This window comes from Mycolicibacterium sp. P4_G11, assembly GCF_056555145.1.
Genome location: NZ_JBFUJW010000015.1, coordinates 150,683 through 167,099 on the forward strand (window position 1 = coordinate 150,683; position 16,417 = coordinate 167,099).

The 16,417-nt window shown below is 68.1% G+C and carries 15 protein-coding genes and 1 riboswitch; of the genes, 14 read left to right on the forward strand and 1 reads right to left on the reverse strand.

Annotation, left to right across the window (positions count from 1 at the left end; translation table 11 throughout):
• Positions 1 to 65: 65 nt before the first annotated feature.
• From AC1U2B_RS27090 to AC1U2B_RS27100, 3 genes are all read left to right on the forward strand, one after another.
• Complete coding sequence (locus AC1U2B_RS27090) at positions 66 to 401, forward strand: ArsR/SmtB family transcription factor (protein ID WP_480219212.1); 336 nt, start codon at positions 66 to 68, stop codon at positions 399 to 401.
• Entirely contained in the window at positions 401 to 1,042 is a 642-nt protein-coding gene (locus AC1U2B_RS27095; RefSeq protein ID WP_480219213.1) for an SRPBCC family protein, read from the forward strand. The genes AC1U2B_RS27090 and AC1U2B_RS27095 overlap by 1 nt, the downstream gene beginning before the upstream one ends.
• A gap of 120 nt (positions 1,043 to 1,162) precedes the next feature.
• Entirely contained in the window at positions 1,163 to 2,641 is a 1,479-nt protein-coding gene (locus AC1U2B_RS27100; protein WP_260972394.1) for an FAD-binding protein, read from the forward strand.
• A 4-nt stretch (positions 2,642 to 2,645) separates the two neighbouring features.
• On the opposite strand, the gene AC1U2B_RS27105 is transcribed toward AC1U2B_RS27100, so the two are convergent.
• Positions 2,646 to 4,568 carry an ABC transporter ATP-binding protein/permease gene (locus AC1U2B_RS27105; protein WP_480219214.1) on the reverse strand — a complete coding sequence of 641 codons (1,923 nt, stop codon included), beginning with the start codon at positions 4,566 to 4,568 and terminating at the stop codon, positions 2,646 to 2,648.
• A 112-nt stretch (positions 4,569 to 4,680) separates the two neighbouring features.
• Here AC1U2B_RS27105 and secA2 point away from each other — a divergent pair, with 112 nt between their 5' ends.
• The 11 genes from secA2 to gcvP all read left to right on the forward strand — a co-directional run bounded on the left by secA2 (position 4,681) and on the right by gcvP (position 16,373).
• Complete coding sequence (gene secA2 / locus AC1U2B_RS27110) at positions 4,681 to 7,026, forward strand: accessory Sec system translocase SecA2 (RefSeq protein WP_480219215.1); 2,346 nt, start codon at positions 4,681 to 4,683, stop codon at positions 7,024 to 7,026.
• Positions 7,027 to 7,035: 9 nt separating this feature from the next.
• Positions 7,036 to 7,647: a CDP-alcohol phosphatidyltransferase family protein gene (locus tag AC1U2B_RS27115; protein ID WP_480219216.1), complete on the forward strand. Its 612-nt coding sequence runs from the start codon at positions 7,036 to 7,038 to the stop codon at positions 7,645 to 7,647.
• Positions 7,644 to 8,585 (forward strand): DUF881 domain-containing protein, encoded by a 942-nt coding sequence (locus AC1U2B_RS27120; protein WP_480219217.1) that lies wholly within the window; start codon positions 7,644 to 7,646, stop codon positions 8,583 to 8,585. The genes AC1U2B_RS27115 and AC1U2B_RS27120 overlap by 4 nt, the downstream gene beginning before the upstream one ends.
• 31 nt (positions 8,586 to 8,616) lie before the next feature.
• Positions 8,617 to 8,949 carry a small basic family protein gene (locus AC1U2B_RS27125; RefSeq protein ID WP_043399850.1) on the forward strand — a complete coding sequence of 111 codons (333 nt, stop codon included), beginning with the start codon at positions 8,617 to 8,619 and terminating at the stop codon, positions 8,947 to 8,949.
• A 39-nt stretch (positions 8,950 to 8,988) separates the two neighbouring features.
• The gene (locus tag AC1U2B_RS27130; RefSeq protein ID WP_480219247.1) at positions 8,989 to 9,792 is read left to right on the forward strand and encodes a DUF881 domain-containing protein; all 804 of its coding nucleotides are present in this window, start codon (positions 8,989 to 8,991) and stop codon (positions 9,790 to 9,792) included.
• A gap of 60 nt (positions 9,793 to 9,852) precedes the next feature.
• The gene (gcvH, locus tag AC1U2B_RS27135; protein ID WP_043399855.1) at positions 9,853 to 10,248 is read left to right on the forward strand and encodes a glycine cleavage system protein GcvH; all 396 of its coding nucleotides are present in this window, start codon (positions 9,853 to 9,855) and stop codon (positions 10,246 to 10,248) included.
• A 199-nt stretch (positions 10,249 to 10,447) separates the two neighbouring features.
• Positions 10,448 to 10,924, forward strand: a complete 477-nt coding sequence (gene garA / locus AC1U2B_RS27140) for a glycogen accumulation regulator GarA (RefSeq protein ID WP_480219218.1) — start codon at positions 10,448 to 10,450, stop codon at positions 10,922 to 10,924.
• 16 nt (positions 10,925 to 10,940) lie between these two features.
• A complete protein-coding gene (gene ftsR / locus AC1U2B_RS27145) occupies positions 10,941 to 11,675 on the forward strand; it encodes a transcriptional regulator FtsR (RefSeq protein ID WP_082067919.1) in 735 nt (244 codons plus the stop codon).
• Positions 11,676 to 11,727: 52 nt separating this feature from the next.
• Positions 11,728 to 12,222, forward strand: coding sequence for a bifunctional nuclease family protein (locus AC1U2B_RS27150; protein WP_043399863.1), 495 nt, complete (start codon positions 11,728 to 11,730; stop codon positions 12,220 to 12,222).
• 271 nt (positions 12,223 to 12,493) lie between these two features.
• Positions 12,494 to 13,120, forward strand: coding sequence for a MerR family transcriptional regulator (locus tag AC1U2B_RS27155; RefSeq protein WP_043985690.1), 627 nt, complete (start codon positions 12,494 to 12,496; stop codon positions 13,118 to 13,120).
• 124 nt (positions 13,121 to 13,244) lie between these two features.
• A riboswitch (glycine riboswitch) is annotated at positions 13,245 to 13,342 on the forward strand.
• Positions 13,343 to 13,502: 160 nt separating this feature from the next.
• Positions 13,503 to 16,373: an aminomethyl-transferring glycine dehydrogenase gene (gene gcvP / locus AC1U2B_RS27160; protein ID WP_480219219.1), complete on the forward strand. Its 2,871-nt coding sequence runs from the start codon at positions 13,503 to 13,505 to the stop codon at positions 16,371 to 16,373.
• Positions 16,374 to 16,417: the final 44 nt, after the last annotated feature.

The following is a 16,417-nucleotide window of genomic DNA, read 5'->3' on the forward strand; positions in this document are numbered from 1 at the left end:
GGCGCCGGTCGACGCTCAGATATGTAATTCTTGACTTATATAAGTCACGGCTATAGCTTGGCATCGTGCACGCCTTCGATGTCCTGGGGGACCCGGTTCGCCGACGGATCCTGGAATTGCTGGCCCATGGCGAACTGACCGCCGGTGCCATCGGCGCGACGATTCAATCCGAGTTCTCGATCAGTCAACCGGCGGTGTCGCAGCATTTGAAGGTCTTGCGCGACAACGGTTTTGCCAGCGTGCGCCCGGACGGTCAGCGGCGGCTGTATGCCGTGGACGGGCGGGGTATGCAGGACATCGACAACTGGCTGGCCGGGTTCCGCCAGTTCTGGCGACCGCATCTGGACGCGCTGGCCACCGAGGTGGCGCGCGGAAAACGCAACAAGAACAAGGGGGAGTGATGATCGACGTCACCACACAGATCAATGCCGTGCAGCGCACGGTCGGCACGCGGACGTGGCAGGCAGGCGAGGTTCGCGTCGTCACGATCAGTCAGTCGTATCCGACCGACGCCGCCGACCTCTGGGACGCCTGTACCGACAAGGAGCGGATTCCCCGGTGGTTCCTGCCGATCACCGGCGACCTCACGGTCGGCGGCACGTTCCAACTGGAAGGCAACGCCGGCGGCACCGTGCAGACCTGCGAGCCCCCGCACACCTTCACCGCCACCTGGGAGTGCAACGGGCAGGTCAGCTGGATCGAGCTGCGCATCGTCGACGAGGGGGCCGGATCGGCGCGTCTGGAACTCGACCACATCGCCCCGACCGACGACGACGAGTTCTGGGCGCAGTACGGACCCAGTGCGGTGGGGATGGGCTGGGACGGGGCGCTGCTCGGGCTGGCCATCCACACCGTGACGGGGCAGGCCATCGACCCGTCGTTCGGTCCGCAATGGACCGTGAGCGACGAGGGCCGCCGGTTCACCCGCGAATCCGGTGCGGCCTGGTGCGCGGCGGACATCGCCGGCGGAACCGACCCCGAGCAGGCGCGCGCCGCGTCGGCCCGGTGTATCGCGGCGTACCTGGGTGAGGAAGGAAACTAGAACACGTTCTAGCCATGGCCCCGTCTCGACGTTATTGTCTAGTCGATCATTGATCAGACACGTGTCCAGGTTGCCCGAATGACCGCGCCGGACACCACTGAGACCGGCCCAGGAGAGACGATGCAAACAGTTCCCGAGACCGTCAACGCCGCCGACGTCACCGATTGGTCCGACGAGGCCGACGTCGTGGTGATCGGCTTCGGTATCGCCGGTGGCTGTGCCGCGGTCAGTGCTGCCGCCGCCGGCGCCAAGGTCCTGGTGCTGGAGAAGGCGGCCGCCGCGGGCGGCACCACGTCCATGGCCGGCGGCCACTTCTACCTCGGCGGCGGCACCGCCGTACAGCAGGCGACCGGCCACGACGATAGCGCCGACGAGATGTACAAGTACCTCGTCGCGGTCGCCCACGACCCTGAGCACGACAAGATCCGCGCCTACTGCGACGGCAGCGTCGAACACTTCAATTGGTTGGAAGACTTGGGTTTTCAGTTCGAACGCAGCTACTACCCGGGCAAGGTGGTGGTGCCGCCGGGCACCGAGGGCCTGTCCTACACCGGCAACGAGAAGGTGTGGCCGTTCTGCGAGCAGGCCAAGGCCGCGCCCCGCGGGCACTCGGTCCCGGTGCCGGGCGAATTGGGCGGCGCGGACATGGTCATCAAGCTGCTGCTGAAAAGGGCCGACGAACTCGGCGTCGAGATGCGCTACGAAACCGGCGCGACCAACCTCGTGGTGGACGAGCAGGGCCGTGCGGTCGGCGTCCGCTGGAAGAACTTCGGGGTGACGGGCGCGGTCAAGGCCGGCGCCGTCATCATCGCCGCCGGCGGCTTCGCGATGAACCCGGAGATGGTGGCCGAACACACGCCGGCGCTGGGTCAGAAGCGAAAGACCAAGCACCACGGCGAAGTTGAGCCCTACATCCTCGGCAACCCGAACGACGACGGGCTGGGCATCAAGCTCGGCGTGTCCGCCGGCGGCGTCGCCAGGAATCTGGACCAGCTGTTCATCACGGCCGCCGCCTACCCGCCGGAGGTTCTGCTCACCGGCGTCATCGTCAACCAGAATGGCCAGCGCTTCGTCAACGAGGACTCATACCATTCGCGCACTTCGGCTTTCGTGCTCGAGCAGCCCGACCAGGTGGCCTACCTGATCGTGGACGAAGCGCACACCGAGATGCCGGCGATGCCGTTGATCCGGTTCATCGACGGCTGGGAGACCGTCGCGGAAATGGAAGCGGCGCTGGGCATTCCGGCCGGGAACCTGGCCGCGACGCTGGAGCGCTACAACGCCAACGCCGCGGCAGGTGGCGACCCCGACTTCCACAAGCAGCCGGATTACGTTGCCGCCCAGGACAATGGGCCGTGGGCGGCATTCGACCTGTCGCTCGGGCGGGCCCTGTACTCCGGGTTCACCATGGGTGGCCTGTCGGTCAGCATCGACGGCGAAGTGCTCCGCGAGGACGGCAGCGCCGTGCCGGGCCTGTACGCGGCGGGTGCGTGCGCCTCGAACATCGCGCAGGACGGCAAGGGCTACGCCAGTGGCACCCAGCTGGGTGAAGGGTCGTTCTTCGGCCGCCGGGCCGGAGCCCACGCCGCGGCAAGGTGATCGGCTAGACGGGGGCGGGTGCGCCGTCCTCGTCTTCGATCCGCGTGAGCCGCCACTCGCCGTTGCCCAGCAGTTCCAGCTCCTGCTGGTGGTGCTGTTCGACGGTGCTGCGGTGGCTGACGCTGACCACGGTGGTGTCCGGCAGTTCGGTCCGAACCAGTTGGTACAGCATCATTTCCAGGCCCTCGTCGAGGGCCGAGGTGGACTCGTCGAAGAACACGGCCTTGGGTCGGGTCAGCAGCACCCGGGCGAAGGCGACGCGCTGCTGCTCGCCGGGGGAGAGCACCTTGGCCCAGTCGTCGACCTCGTCGAGGCGGTTCGCCAGATGCGGCAGCGCGACCTTGTTCAGGACCTCGTGCAGTTCGGCATCGGTGTGCGAACCCACCTTGCCCGGGTAGGACACCACGGCGCGCAGATCACCCAGTGGCACATACGGCAGCTGGGACAGGAACAGCGTCTCGTTCTCGTCCATCGGGAAGTGCATGGCGCCCTGGCAGAAGGGCCACAGCTTGGCCAGGCTGCGCAGCAGGGTCGTCTTGCCGCTGCCGGACGGGCCGGTGACCACCAGCGCTTCGCCGGGGTACAGGCACAGATCCAGCGGGGCGATGAGTTCGCGGCCGTCCGGTGTGCTCACCGTGACCTTCTCCAGCGTGATGGTGTCGTCGGGGCAGTCCTCGGTGGCCAGCGCGGGCAGGTGCCGCGCCGCGTCGTTGGCCGTCACCAGGCCGTGCAGACGGATGATGGCGGCGCGATACCCGGCGAACTGGTCGTACACGTTGCGGAAGAACGACAATCCGTCCTGGATGCTGCCGAACGCCGACGCCGTCTGGTTCATGTCGCCGAGCTTGATCTCACCGGCGAGGAATCGCGGGAACTGCAGGACATATGGCAGCGGCACGATGATCTGGCTCATCGACAGGTTCCAGCCGTTGAGGCCGATCATCCGGTTGACGTACCGCTTGTAGTTGTCCACGACCGGGGCGAACAGCCGCCGCAGACCCGTCCGCTCGGCGATCTCACCGTGGTAGAACGCGACGGCCTCTGCCGCGTCGCGCATCCGGACGAGCGCGTAACGGAACGCCGCGTTGAAGCGTTCGTTGTCGAACGACAGCCAGATGATCGGCCGGCCGATCCAGAAGGCCACCACCGACGCGATCAGGACATAACCCAGTCCGATCCAGAACATCGCCTTGGGGATGGTGAGCCCGGCGATGGTCAGGGTGCCGGACAGGTTCCACAGAATCGCGGTGAACGACAGCATCGACGCGATGGCGTTGATGGCGCCGAACAGCAGCGTCGAGGTGGTCATGTTGTTGGGCGTGTTGGGCAGTGGGCCCACGCCTGCGGTGAAGATGTCGATGTCGCTCTGGATGCGCTGGTCCGGGTTGTCGATGGTGTCGTCGATGAACCGCGACCGGTAGTACGCCTTGCCGTCCAGCCAGTCGCCCGTGAGCCGGTCGGTCAGCCACGCGCGCCACCGCAGGATGAACCGCTGCGTCATGAACAGGTCGAGCATGATGCGGCTGACATGCAACACGGCCAGCAGCGAGAAGATGCCGATCGACATCCAGAATCCGTGCGCCCCGGAGTCCTTCACCGCCTGGTCATGACCGGCCAGGCCGGAGGCCACCACCTGGAAGCTGGTCATCAGATCGTTGCTCTGATAGCTGAACAGCACCGTGAGCCGAACGCCGGTGATCACCGACAGCAGCATCGCCGCCAGCCACAGCCACACCTTGAGGCTCTCGCGGCCGATGAAGTAGCCGCCGCTGATGCGCCAGAACTGCCTGCCCCAGACCGTGAACCGGCCGATGGCGGTCACCACCACCAGCGTCGATACCGCTGCGATCAGCCAGGCTTTGACGATCCACCACAGCGAGGTGGTGAGCTCATGGCCCCATTCGAGCGTCGGGGTGAACAAATCCATCCCCGCAAGGTACCCGTGCTCTATTGACGCGCGCGCCGCGACAGGCGCGGACAGCGCCCAAGAGGTGGATGGTTGAAGAAGTGCCGGCGGACCGGCCCGGTACCTTTGACCTGTGGCGAAAACCAGCACCGCGAAATCCGGCCGGCTGAGCAGCAAGTTCTGGAAGCTGCTCGGTGCTTCCACCGACAAGAACCAGAACCGGTCGATGAATCAGGTCCGGGCGTCGGCGGAATTCGACGACAAGGCCGCGGGGCTGGACGACGAGCAGATCACCAAGGCAGCCAAGCTGCTGGAACTGTCCGAGCTCGCCGATGCCGCCGACATCCCGCAGTTCCTGGCCATCGCCCGCGAGGCGGCGGACCGGACGACGGGCCTGCGCCCGTTCGACGTGCAGCTGCTCGGTGCGCTGCGCATGATGGCCGGCGACGTCGTCGAGATGGCCACCGGTGAGGGCAAGACCCTGGCCGGCGCGATCGCCGCGGCCGGCTACGCGCTGGCCGGACGGCACGTGCACGTCATCTCGGTCAACGACTACCTGGCTCGCCGCGACGCCGAGTGGATGGGACCGCTGCTGGCGGCCATGGGCCTGACGGTCGGCTGGATCACCGCCGAGTCGACGGCCGACGAACGGCGCGCCGCCTACGAATGCGACGTCACCTACGCCTCGGTCAACGAGATCGGGTTCGACGTGCTGCGCGACCAGCTGGTCACCCACGTCGACGACCTGGTGTCACCGCGGCCCGACGTCGCACTGATCGACGAGGCCGACTCCGTGCTGGTCGACGAAGCGCTGGTGCCGCTGGTACTCGCCGGCACCACCCACCGCGAGACACCGCGCATGGAGATCATCCGGCTGGTCGGGGAGATGACCTCCGAGAACCGCGTGGACGACTCGCTGCAGTACTACGACACCGACGCCGACCGGCGCAACGTGCACCTGACCGACGCGGGCGCGCGCAAGCTCGAGAAGGCCCTCGGCGGCATCGACCTGTATGCCGAGGAGCACATCGGCACCACACTGACCGAGGTCAACGTGGCTCTGCACGCGCATGTGCTGCTGCAGCGCGACGTGCATTACATCGTGCGGGACAACGCCGTTCACCTCATCAACGCCTCCCGCGGCCGCATCGCATCGCTGCAGCGCTGGCCCGACGGATTGCAGGCCGCGGTCGAGGCCAAGGAAGGCATCGAGACCACCGAGACCGGCGAGGTCCTCGACACCATCACCGTCCAGGCCCTCATCGGCCGCTACCCGACGGTGTGCGGCATGACCGGTACCGCGCTGGCCGCCGGTGAGCAGCTGCGCCAGTTCTACCGGCTCGGGGTGTCGCCGATCCCGCCGAACACGCCGAACATCCGCGAAGACGAGGCCGACCGCGTCTACATCACCGCGGCCGCCAAGAACCAGGCCGTCATCGAGCACATCCAGCAGATCCACGAGACCGGCCAGCCGGTGCTCGTCGGCACCCGCGATGTCGCCGAATCCGAAGAGCTGCACGCGAAACTGGTCAAGGCCGGGGTACCCGCCGTCGTGCTGAACGCCAAGAACGACGAGGAAGAAGCCGCCGTCATCGCCGAGGCGGGCAAGCTCGCCACCGTCACCGTCTCCACCCAGATGGCCGGCCGTGGCACCGACATCCGCCTCGGTGGATCGGACGAAGCCGACCACGACGCCGTCGCCGAACTCGGTGGCCTGCACGTCATCGGCACCGGCCGGCACCACACCGAACGCCTCGACAACCAGCTGCGCGGCCGCGCCGGCCGCCAGGGCGACCCCGGCTCGTCGGTGTTCTTCTCCAGCTGGGAGGACGACGTCGTCGTCTCGCACCTGGAGCCCGAGAAACTGCCGACGCAGACCGACGAGGACGGCCGGATCGTCAGCGACCGCGCCGGCCAGATGCTCGAGCACGCCCAGCGCGTCGCCGAGGGCCGGCTGCTGGACGTGCACGCCAACACCTGGCGCTACAACCAGCTCACCGCGCAGCAGCGCGCGATCATCGTCGAACGCCGAGAGACGCTGCTGCGCACCACGACCGCGCGCGACGAGCTCAAGGAGCTGACGCCGGACCGGTACCAGGAACTGGCCGACGAGGTCGGCGAGGACGAACTCGAGCGCATCTGCCGGATGATCATGCTGTACCACCTGGACCGCGGCTGGGCCGACCACCTGGCCTACCTGTCCGACATCCGCGAGAGCATCCACCTGCGGGCGCTGGGACGTCAGGACCCGCTCGACGAGTTCCACCGCATGGCGGTCGACGCGTTCGCATCGCTGGCGGCCGACGCCATCGAGGCCGCGCAGCAGACCTTCGAGACCGCCAACGTGCTGGAGGACGAGCCCGGCCTGGATCTGTCGAAGCTGGCCCGCCCGACATCGACGTGGACGTACATGATTCACGACAACCCGCTGGCCGACGACACGATGGCAGCGCTGAGCCTGCCCGGGGTGTTCCGTTAGGTTTAGCCCATGAGCACCAGTGGCCCGGAAGCCGATTCGAGCGACCGGGTGCTGACGATTCCCAACGCGCTGAGCGCGTTGCGATTGCTGCTGGTCCCAGTGTTCCTCTACCTGCTGTTGTCGGCGCACGCCAATGGCTGGTCCGTCGCGATCCTGATGTTCAGCGGCTTCTCGGACTGGGCGGACGGCAAGATCGCGCGCCTGGTGCCGAACCAGTCGTCGCGGCTGGGCGAACTGCTGGACCCGCTGGTCGACCGGATCTACATGCTGGTCGTGCCGGTCGCGCTGGCGATCGCGCGCGTCGTCCCGTGGTGGATCGTGCTGACCCTGATCGGCCGCGACCTGGTGCTGGCGGCCACCCTGCCGCTGGTACGTAGCCGAGGTTTGACCGCGCTGCCGGTGACCTACATCGGCAAGGCCGCGACGTTCGCGCTGATGTCCGGATTCCCGCTGGTACTGCTCGGACAGTGGCCGGACGCCTGGAGCCGGGTGGTGCTGGCCTGCGGCTGGGCGTTCCTCGTCTGGGGCATGGCCATGTATCTGTGGTCCGCCGCGCTGTACCTGATCCAGGTGACGATGGTGCTGCGGGAACTGCCGCCGGTCGCGAGGTCTGCGGCGTGACGGAAGCCGGGACACCCCGGGACCGGGCGCTGGGCGGCTACCGGCCGGAAGCCGGCCGCAACAGTCACGTCGCCGACGAGCCGGTCCGGATTCCGGTGCCGTCGCTGCTGCGCTCACTGCTCACCGACCATCTGGACCCCGGTTATGTCGCCGCGGCGGAGCGCCGCCAGGCGTCCGGCGACAGTGCCCGACGGACACGCTCCCGCCTCGCCGACGGCGCCTGGCTGCTGGTCGGCGTCGCCGCGGTGTCGGTGGTGTTCGGAACGGCGGCGCAGCACGCGGTATCCATGGCGCCGGCCACCACCCAGACCCAACATGTGTTGTCCGCCAACGCGCGCACCGCCGAAGAGCGGACCCGCGACAGCACCGCCACCCGCGACGCCCTGGCCGGCCAGGTGGAGGCCGCGCGTCGCAGCCGCTTGGCCGGCGACGCGCAGGGCCGCGAACTGCTGGCCGCCCTGGAGCAGGCCGAGTTCGGTGCCGGCGTGACCGCGGTGACCGGCCCGGGCCTGACCGTCACCGTCACCGAACCCCCGCCGAGCCCGAACCTGTCCGACGTATCGAAACAGCGGGTTGCCGGCAGCCCGCAGACCATCCTGGACCGCGACCTGCAACTGACCGTCAACTCGTTGTGGGCGGCCGGTGCCGAGGCGGTGTCCGTCGGCGGCGTGCGGATCGGGCCGAACGTGACCATGCGGCAAGCCGGCGGCGGCATCCTCGTCGACAACCAGCCGGTGGCCAGCCCCTATGTGGTCGTCGCCATCGGGCCGCCCCACGCCATGCAGGAGGTGTTCGAGCACACTCCCGCCATGCAGCGGCTGACGCTGCTCGCCGCGTCGTACGGGGTGGGCATCAGCGTGCAGACTCGGGACCGGCTGACGGTGTCGGCCGCATCAGTACGAGATGTCAACTTCGCCAGGCAAAGTGGGCCAAAGTGATTGGGGCCGAATTGAGATTGGGTATGCGCACATGATCGGGATCGCGGCACTGGTGGTCGGCATCGTGCTGGGGTTGATCTTCCACCCCAGCGTGCCCGAAGCGGTCCAGCCGTACCTGCCGATCGCCGTCGTCGCGGCGCTGGACGCGGTGTTCGGGGGACTGCGGGCCTACCTCGAGAACATCTTCGATGCCAAGGTCTTCGTCATCTCGTTCGTCTTCAACGTCCTGGTCGCCGCGGTGATCGTCTACGTCGGTGACCAACTGGGTGTGGGCACGCAGCTGACCACCGCGATCATCGTGGTGCTCGGTATCCGGATCTTCGGGAACGCGGCGGCGCTGCGCCGCCGGTTGTTCGGGGCGTGACGGTGGAGCGGCATGGCTGACGACGAACAGCACCACGGCATGGCTGACGACGAACAGCACCACGGCGACGCCGAACCCGCGGCCGAACATCACGGCCGGCACGAGCTGCCCGACGGTGTCCCCGCTCGGCTGCCGCGCACCCGGTCCCAGTTGATGTTCGGTGCGCTGGCCGTTCTGCTCTGCGTATTGCTCGGCGTGGCGATAGCGACGCAGGTGCGCCAGACCGAATCGGGTGACGCGCTGGACACCGCCCGGCCGGCCGACCTGCTGGTGCTGCTCGACTCGCTGCAACAGCGCGAGGCGGCCCTGGGCACCGAGGTGGCCGACCTGCAGAAGACGCTGTCGGCGCTGCAGGCGTCGGGCAACAGCGACCAGGCCGCCATCGAGAACGCGCAGGCCCGGTTGCGTGCCCTGTCGATCCTGATCGGGACGGTTGCGGCCACCGGTCCCGGCGTCACCATCACCATCGAGGACATCGCTCCCGGCGTCTCGCCGGAGACCTTGCTCGACGTGATCAATGAGCTGCGCGCGGCCGGCGCCGAGGCCATGGAGATCCGGTCCGGACGGGGCGATCAGCAGACCGCGGTTCGGGTCGGGGTCGATACCTGGGTGACCGGCGCCGCAGGCGCGCTGGTGGTCGACAACGTGACCATGAACCCGCCCTATTCGATTCTCGCCATTGGTGATCCGCCGACCCTGGCGGCCGCGATGAACATCCCCGGCGGGGCGATGGACAGTGTCAAGCGGGTTGGCGGCACAATGACCGTGCAACAGGCCGACACGATTGACGTCACTGCCTTGCGGCAGGCAAAACCGCGTCAATACGCTCAGCCGGTCAAGTAGCCGCCGGGCCCCGGTAATCGAGCCGTATCCTATGTACCCCACCAACACTCAAGGAGCGTCGTGAGCGAAACGCCAGCCGATCTGCTGTACACCACCGAGCACGAATGGGTGCGCCGCACCGGCGAGGGCACCGTGCGCGTCGGAATCACCGATTTCGCGCAGGGCGCGCTGGGTGACGTGGTCTATGTCGATCTGCCCGAGGTCGGTACCACCTTGGCCTCCGGCGACGTGTTCGGTGAGGTCGAATCGCCCAAGACGACCTCGGAGCTGTACGCCCCGATCGCCGCGAAAATCGTTGCGGTCAACGGTGATCTGGAAGGCTCGCCCGACCTGGTCAACTCCGATCCCTACGACGCCGGCTGGCTGATCGAACTGCAGGCCGACGCGGCCGAACTGGACAGCCAGCTCGCGGGTCTGCTCGACGCTGACGGCTACCGGGCGACCCTGGACGAGTAACGCCTTTGTTAGGGTGCTGCGGTCCGGTTCGGCCGCGGCGACACCAAAGTCGGCTCGGCGGATCCGGCGGTGGCGGGCACACTCGCCCGCGCCGCGCGGTACGGTCAATAGTGGGACGTATGCGACATCGATGACTGCTGGCAGGACTGCCGGCTGGTCGTGCAAGAGAGCGCCACAGCAGCCAGTAGAGGAGCAGCGCGTGACGGATAACGACAGCGGTTCGGGGACTGATTTCGGGTCCGAGGAGGCAACGGTGGAGACCACATCGGTCTTCCGTGCGGACTTCCTCAGTGAGCTCGATGCCCCGGCTTCGACGAGCGGCACCAGTGCCGTCTCCGGAGTTGAAGGACTGCCGGTGGGCTCGGCCCTCCTGGTGGTCAAGCGCGGGCCGAATGCCGGCTCGCGGTTCCTGCTGGATCAGCCGAGTACCTCGGCGGGACGTCACCCGGACAGCGACATCTTCCTCGACGACGTGACGGTGAGCCGCCGGCACGCCGAGTTCCGGCTCGAGTCCGGTGAATTCCAGGTGGTCGACGTCGGCAGCCTCAACGGCACCTACGTCAACCGCGAGCCCGTCGACTCGGCGGTGCTGGCCAACGGGGACGAGGTCCAGATCGGCAAGTTCCGCCTGGTGTTCCTGACCGGCCCCAAGACCGACGACAGCTCGGCTGGTTAGAGCCGGCGGTCAGTCCATGACGCAGCCCGACCGCAGTGCAGTGGCCGGGATGTCGATCGGAGCAGTGTTCGATCTGCTCCGACCAGACTTCCCGGACGTGACGATTTCCAAGATCCGGTTCCTGGAGGAACAAGGTCTGGTCACGCCTGAACGCACTGGGTCGGGCTACCGTCGTTTCACGGCCTATGACTGCGCGCGGCTGCGGTTCATCCTGTCCGCGCAGCGCGATCAGTACCTGCCGCTGAAAGTCATCAAGGCCCAGCTGGATGCCCAGGCCGACGGCGCGCTGCCGTCGAACGGATCCGCTTACGGCGTACCGAAATTGGTGCCCGATCTCGACAGCGACCAAGACGGTGGCCCAGCTGATGTCGCGCCTGCCCAGGTCCGGCTCAGCCGCGAGGATCTGCTGCAGCGCTCCGGCATCAAGTCGGAGCTGCTCTCCGCGCTCGTCAAGAGCGGCGTGATCATCCCCGGCCCGGCGGGGTTCTTCGACGAACACGCCGTGGTCATCGCTCAATGCGCCCACGCGCTGGGCGAATACGGCGTCGAGCCGCGGCACCTGCGGGCCTTCCGGTCCGCGGCCGACCGGCAGTCGGACCTCATCGCCCAGATCGCCGGGCCCATCGGCAAAGCCGGCAACGCCGGGGCCCGCGACCGGGCCGACGAACTGGCCCGCGAGGTCGCGGCGCTCGCCATCACGCTGCACACCTCGCTGATCAAGTCTGCGGTGCGCGACGTTCTCGATCGCTGAGGACTAGACTCGAATTCGTTGATGGCACACGGATTGCGGAGGGCAGACGCAGATGGGCGAGGTTCGTGTGGTCGGCATTCGGGTGGAGCAGCCACAGAACCAACCCGTGCTGTTGCTCCGCGAATCAGACGGTGATCGGTACCTGCCGATCTGGATCGGGCAGTCCGAGGCTGCGGCCATCGCGCTGGAACAGCAGGGCGTCTCGCCGGCTCGTCCCCTCACGCACGACCTGATCCGGGATTTGATTGCCGCGCTTGGGCATTCACTGCGCGAGGTGCGCATCGTGGATCTGCAGGAAGGCACTTTCTACGCCGACCTGGTGTTCGACCGCGACATCACGGTGTCGGCGCGGCCGTCGGACTCGGTGGCCATCGCGCTGCGGATGGGCGTGCCGATCTACGTCGAGGAAGCGGTGCTGGCCGAAGCCGGTCTGTTGATCCCGGACGAGAGCGACGAGGAGCCGTCGGGGGCTGTGCGCGAGGACGAGGTCGAGAAGTTCAAGGAGTTCCTCGACAGCATTTCGCCGGACGATTTCAAGGCCACCTGACCGGTCCGGGGGAACGTCCGCCGGGGCGTTGTCACGGATGCGTCTCAGTTAGGTCAGCAGGCGTCGACACGCGGTGCGCCGTTTGCAGATTCGACGAATCCGCGCCACATACTTTCCTCGTTCTGGCAACAGTCTGATCGGCGGCTCGCCGCCGATGGGCTGAAGTGGCCCGGCGGGAAGCGTATGCTCGACACATTCGAGCAGCGGACATGCCCGCCGAGCAGCAATGGCCGCCAGGCAGGGTTAGTTCGATCGGCGAGAGGATCAGGCAGTGGGCGACGAGACGCCACGTCAAGAGCAGTTGGACCTGACGACCAACGGCGCGCCTGAGCAGGCCGCCCCGACGCCGGCTCCGATGCCGGTGCAGGCAGGCCTGTTCCCTGATGAATCCGTACCCGACGAACTGGTCGGCTACCGCGGGCCGAGCGCCTGCCAGATCGCCGGCATCACCTACCGCCAGCTGGACTACTGGGCGCGCACCTCGCTGGTCGTCCCGTCGATCCGCGGCGCGGCCGGCTCCGGCAGCCAGCGCCTGTACTCGTTCAAGGACATCCTGGTCCTCAAGATCGTCAAGCGCCTGCTCGACACCGGCATCTCGCTGCACAACATCCGTGTCGCGGTCGATCACCTGCGCCAGCGCGGGGTTCACGACCTGGCCAACATCACGCTGTTCTCCGACGGCACCACGGTCTACGAGTGCACGTCCGCCGAAGAGGTCGTCGACCTGCTGCAGGGCGGTCAGGGTGTGTTCGGCATCGCGGTCTCGGGTGCCATGCGCGAGCTGACCGGCGCCATCGCCGACTTCCCGGGCGAGCGGGCCGACGGCGGCGAGTCCATCGCCGCACCCGAGGACGAACTGGCATCCCGGCGCAAGCAGCGCGACCGCAAGATCGGCTGAGGCCACTCACCAGCAGACAGCAAACTGCCCCTTTCCCATGGAGAGGGGCAGTTTGCTTGGGGGCACCCCCTCTGGGGGACTATGAGCGGCCCGTGGCGAACCACCGGTAGACTGGCGCGCGCATCGTCCCGACGCGGGAGAGTTCTGTGGCCGCCAGCCATGGACGCCGAAGGAGCAATACCTCTCCATCAACCTCTCAGGCCCCCGGACCGCGCCGGAGCCCGATGCCTCTGGAAAGCGGCGAGCTGTGCCTCGCCCGCCCATGGGGAAAGGCCGACCATCGTCGGGCCGAATCTCTCAGGCACCGACGACAGAGGGGGAGGAACCGCAAGCGGTTCGCCTGGCACGCCTGCCCCGAGCCTGAACGTCTGGAGAGGCCGTCATGACCGACAGCACGTCTCGTTCCTCTGCTGAGCACCACCAGCTTCGCTTCGTCGACCGGCACATCGGTCCGGACGCCGACGCGGTGGCCACCATGCTCGGGGTCATCGGCGTCGACTCCCTGGAAGAGCTCGCCGCCAAGGCGCTGCCCGCGGGCATTCTCGACGCGCTGTCCAGCGCCGGACTGGCTCCCGGCCTCGACGAACTGAAGGCTCCGGCGACCGAAGAGCAGTCGCTGGCCGAGTTGCGTGCACTGGCCGACACCAACACCGTCGCGGTGTCGATGATCGGCCAGGGCTACTTCGACACCCTGACCCCGGCGGTGCTGCGCCGCAACATTCTCGAGAACCCGGCCTGGTACACGGCCTACACGCCGTACCAGCCGGAGATCAGCCAGGGCCGCCTCGAGGCCCTGCTCAACTTCCAGACCATGGTCACCGACCTGACCGGCATGGAGATCGCCAACGCGTCGATGCTCGACGAGGCCACCGCCGCGGCCGAGGCGATGACGCTGATGCACCGCGCCGTCAAGGGCGACTGCCGCCGCCTGGCCGTCGACGTCGACGTCTATCCGCAGACCGCCGCCGTGCTGGCCACCCGCGCCGAGCCGCTGAACATCGAGATCGTCACCGCCGACCTGCGCGACGGCCTGCCCGAGGGCGAGTTCTTCGGCGTCATCGCCCAGGTGCCGGGTGCCAGCGGTGCGGTCAACGATTGGTCCGCACTGATCGCGCAGGCCCATGAGCGCGGCGCGCTGGTCGCCCTCGGCGCGGACCTGCTGGCGATGACGCTCGTCACCCCGCCCGGTGAGATCGGGGCCGACGTGGCCTTCGGCACCACGCAACGTTTCGGTGTGCCAATGGGATTCGGTGGGCCGCACGCCGGTTACCTGGCCGTGCACGGCAAGCACGCCCGTCAGCTGCCGGGCCGTCTGGTCGGCGTCTCGGTCGACGCCGACGGTGCCAAGGCCTATCGGTTGAGCCTGCAGACCCGCGAACAGCACATCCGCCGGGACCGGGCCACCAGCAACATCTGTACCGCCCAGGTGCTGCTCGCGGTGATCGCCGCGATGTACGCCAGCTACCACGGCCCGCGCGGGCTGACCGCCATCGCGCACCGGGTGCACGGCCACGCGCTGGCTGTGGCGATGGGCCTGAAGGAGGCCGGCGTCGAGGTGGTGCACGGCGCCTTCTTCGACACCGTCCTGGCCAAGGTGCCGGGCCGGGCCGAGCAGGTGCAGGCGGCCGCCAAGGAGCGCGGCATCAACGTCTGGCTGGTGGACGCCGACCACATCTCGGTGTCCTGCGATGAGGCGACCACTGCCGATCACGTCGACGCGGTGCTCGCCGCGTTCGGTGCGACCCGCGGCGGCCACCACTGGGCCGGCCCCGAAATCCACACCCGCACTTCGGAATTCCTCACCCACCCGGCGTTCTCACGGTACCGCACCGAGACCGAGATGATGCGCTACCTGCGCTCGCTGGCCGACAAGGACATCGCGCTGGACCGCAGCATGATCCCGCTGGGCTCGTGCACCATGAAGCTCAACGCGGCCGCCGAGATGGAGCCCATCACCTGGACCGAGTTCGCCCAGCAGCATCCGTTCGCCCCGGCGTCGGACACGCCGGGCCTGCGCAAGCTGATCGCCGATGTGGAGTCCTGGCTGGTGAGCATCACCGGCTATGACTCTGTCTCGCTGCAGCCCAACGCCGGATCGCAGGGGGAGTACGCCGGGCTGCTGGCCATCCGCGCCTACCACGAGGCCCGCGGGGAGGCCGGGCGCAACATCTGCCTCATCCCGTCCAGCGCGCACGGCACCAACGCCGCGTCGGCCGCCATGGTCGGCATGAAGGTCGTGGTCGTGGCGTGCCGCGAGAACGGCGACGTCGATCTGGACGACCTGCGCGCCAAGGTTGCCGAGCACGCCGGTGACCTGGCCGCGCTGATGATCACCTACCCGTCCACGCACGGCGTGTACGAGCACGACGTCGCCGACATCTGCGCCGCGGTGCACGACGCCGGCGGTCAGGTCTACGTCGACGGCGCCAACCTCAACGCGATCGTCGGCCTGGCCCGTCCCGGCAAGTTCGGCGGCGACGTCAGCCACCTGAACCTGCACAAGACCTTCTGCATCCCGCACGGCGGCGGCGGTCCGGGTGTCGGCCCGGTGGCGGTCCGCTCGCACCTCGCGCCGTACCTGCCCGGTCACCCGCTGGCCGCCGAGCTCGCCGACGACCACACCGTGTCGGCGGCCCCGTACGGCTCGGCGTCCATCCTGCCGATCACCTGGGCGTACATCCGGATGATGGGCGCGGCCGGTCTGCGGGCCGCGACGCTGACGGCGATCGCGTCGGCCAACTACATCGCCCGCCGCCTCGACGAGCACTACCCGGTGCTGTACACCGGCGAGAACGGCATGGTCGCGCACGAGTGCATCCTGGACCTGCGGGCCATCACCAAGGCCACCGGCGTCACCGTCGACGATGTGGCAAAGCGCTTGGCGGACTACGGTTTCCACGCGCCGACCATGAGCTTCCCGGTGGCCGGCACGTTGATGGTCGAGCCCACCGAGAGCGAGAGCCTCACCGAGGTCGACGCCTTCATCGCCGCGATGATCGCGATCAAGGCCGAGATCGACCAGGTCGGCTCCGGTGAGTGGCCGGCGGACGACAACCCGCTGCACAACGCGCCGCACACCGCCGAGTGCCTGCTGGTCGACGAGTGGAAGCACCCGTACACCCGCGAACATGCCGCCTACCCGCTGGGCAAGGGTTTCCGTCCCAAGGTGTGGCCGCCCGTCCGTCGCATCGACGGTGCGTTCGGCGACCGCAACCTGGTGTGCTCCTGCCCGCCGATCGAGGCGTTTGCCTGATCGCGCAACGTAAAAGGGCCGGGTCTGTGCAGACCCGGCCCTTT

What these genes read in the sequence shown, in the direction of transcription:
- AC1U2B_RS27095 (WP_480219213.1), top strand. Translation starts at nt 401, where the DNA reads ATGATCGACGTCACCACACAGATCAATGCCGTGCAGCGCACGGTCGGC.
- AC1U2B_RS27100 (WP_260972394.1), top strand. Translation starts at nt 1,163, where the DNA reads ATGCAAACAGTTCCCGAGACCGTCAACGCCGCCGACGTCACCGATTGG.
- AC1U2B_RS27105 (WP_480219214.1), bottom strand. Translation starts at nt 4,568, where the DNA reads ATGGATTTGTTCACCCCGACGCTCGAATGGGGCCATGAGCTCACCACC.
- AC1U2B_RS27115 (WP_480219216.1), top strand. Translation starts at nt 7,036, where the DNA reads ATGAGCACCAGTGGCCCGGAAGCCGATTCGAGCGACCGGGTGCTGACG.
- AC1U2B_RS27125 (WP_043399850.1), top strand. Translation starts at nt 8,617, where the DNA reads ATGATCGGGATCGCGGCACTGGTGGTCGGCATCGTGCTGGGGTTGATC.
- AC1U2B_RS27130 (WP_480219247.1), top strand. Translation starts at nt 8,989, where the DNA reads ATGGCTGACGACGAACAGCACCACGGCGACGCCGAACCCGCGGCCGAA.
- ftsR (WP_082067919.1), top strand. Translation starts at nt 10,941, where the DNA reads ATGACGCAGCCCGACCGCAGTGCAGTGGCCGGGATGTCGATCGGAGCA.
- AC1U2B_RS27150 (WP_043399863.1), top strand. Translation starts at nt 11,728, where the DNA reads ATGGGCGAGGTTCGTGTGGTCGGCATTCGGGTGGAGCAGCCACAGAAC.
- gcvP (WP_480219219.1), top strand. Translation starts at nt 13,503, where the DNA reads ATGACCGACAGCACGTCTCGTTCCTCTGCTGAGCACCACCAGCTTCGC.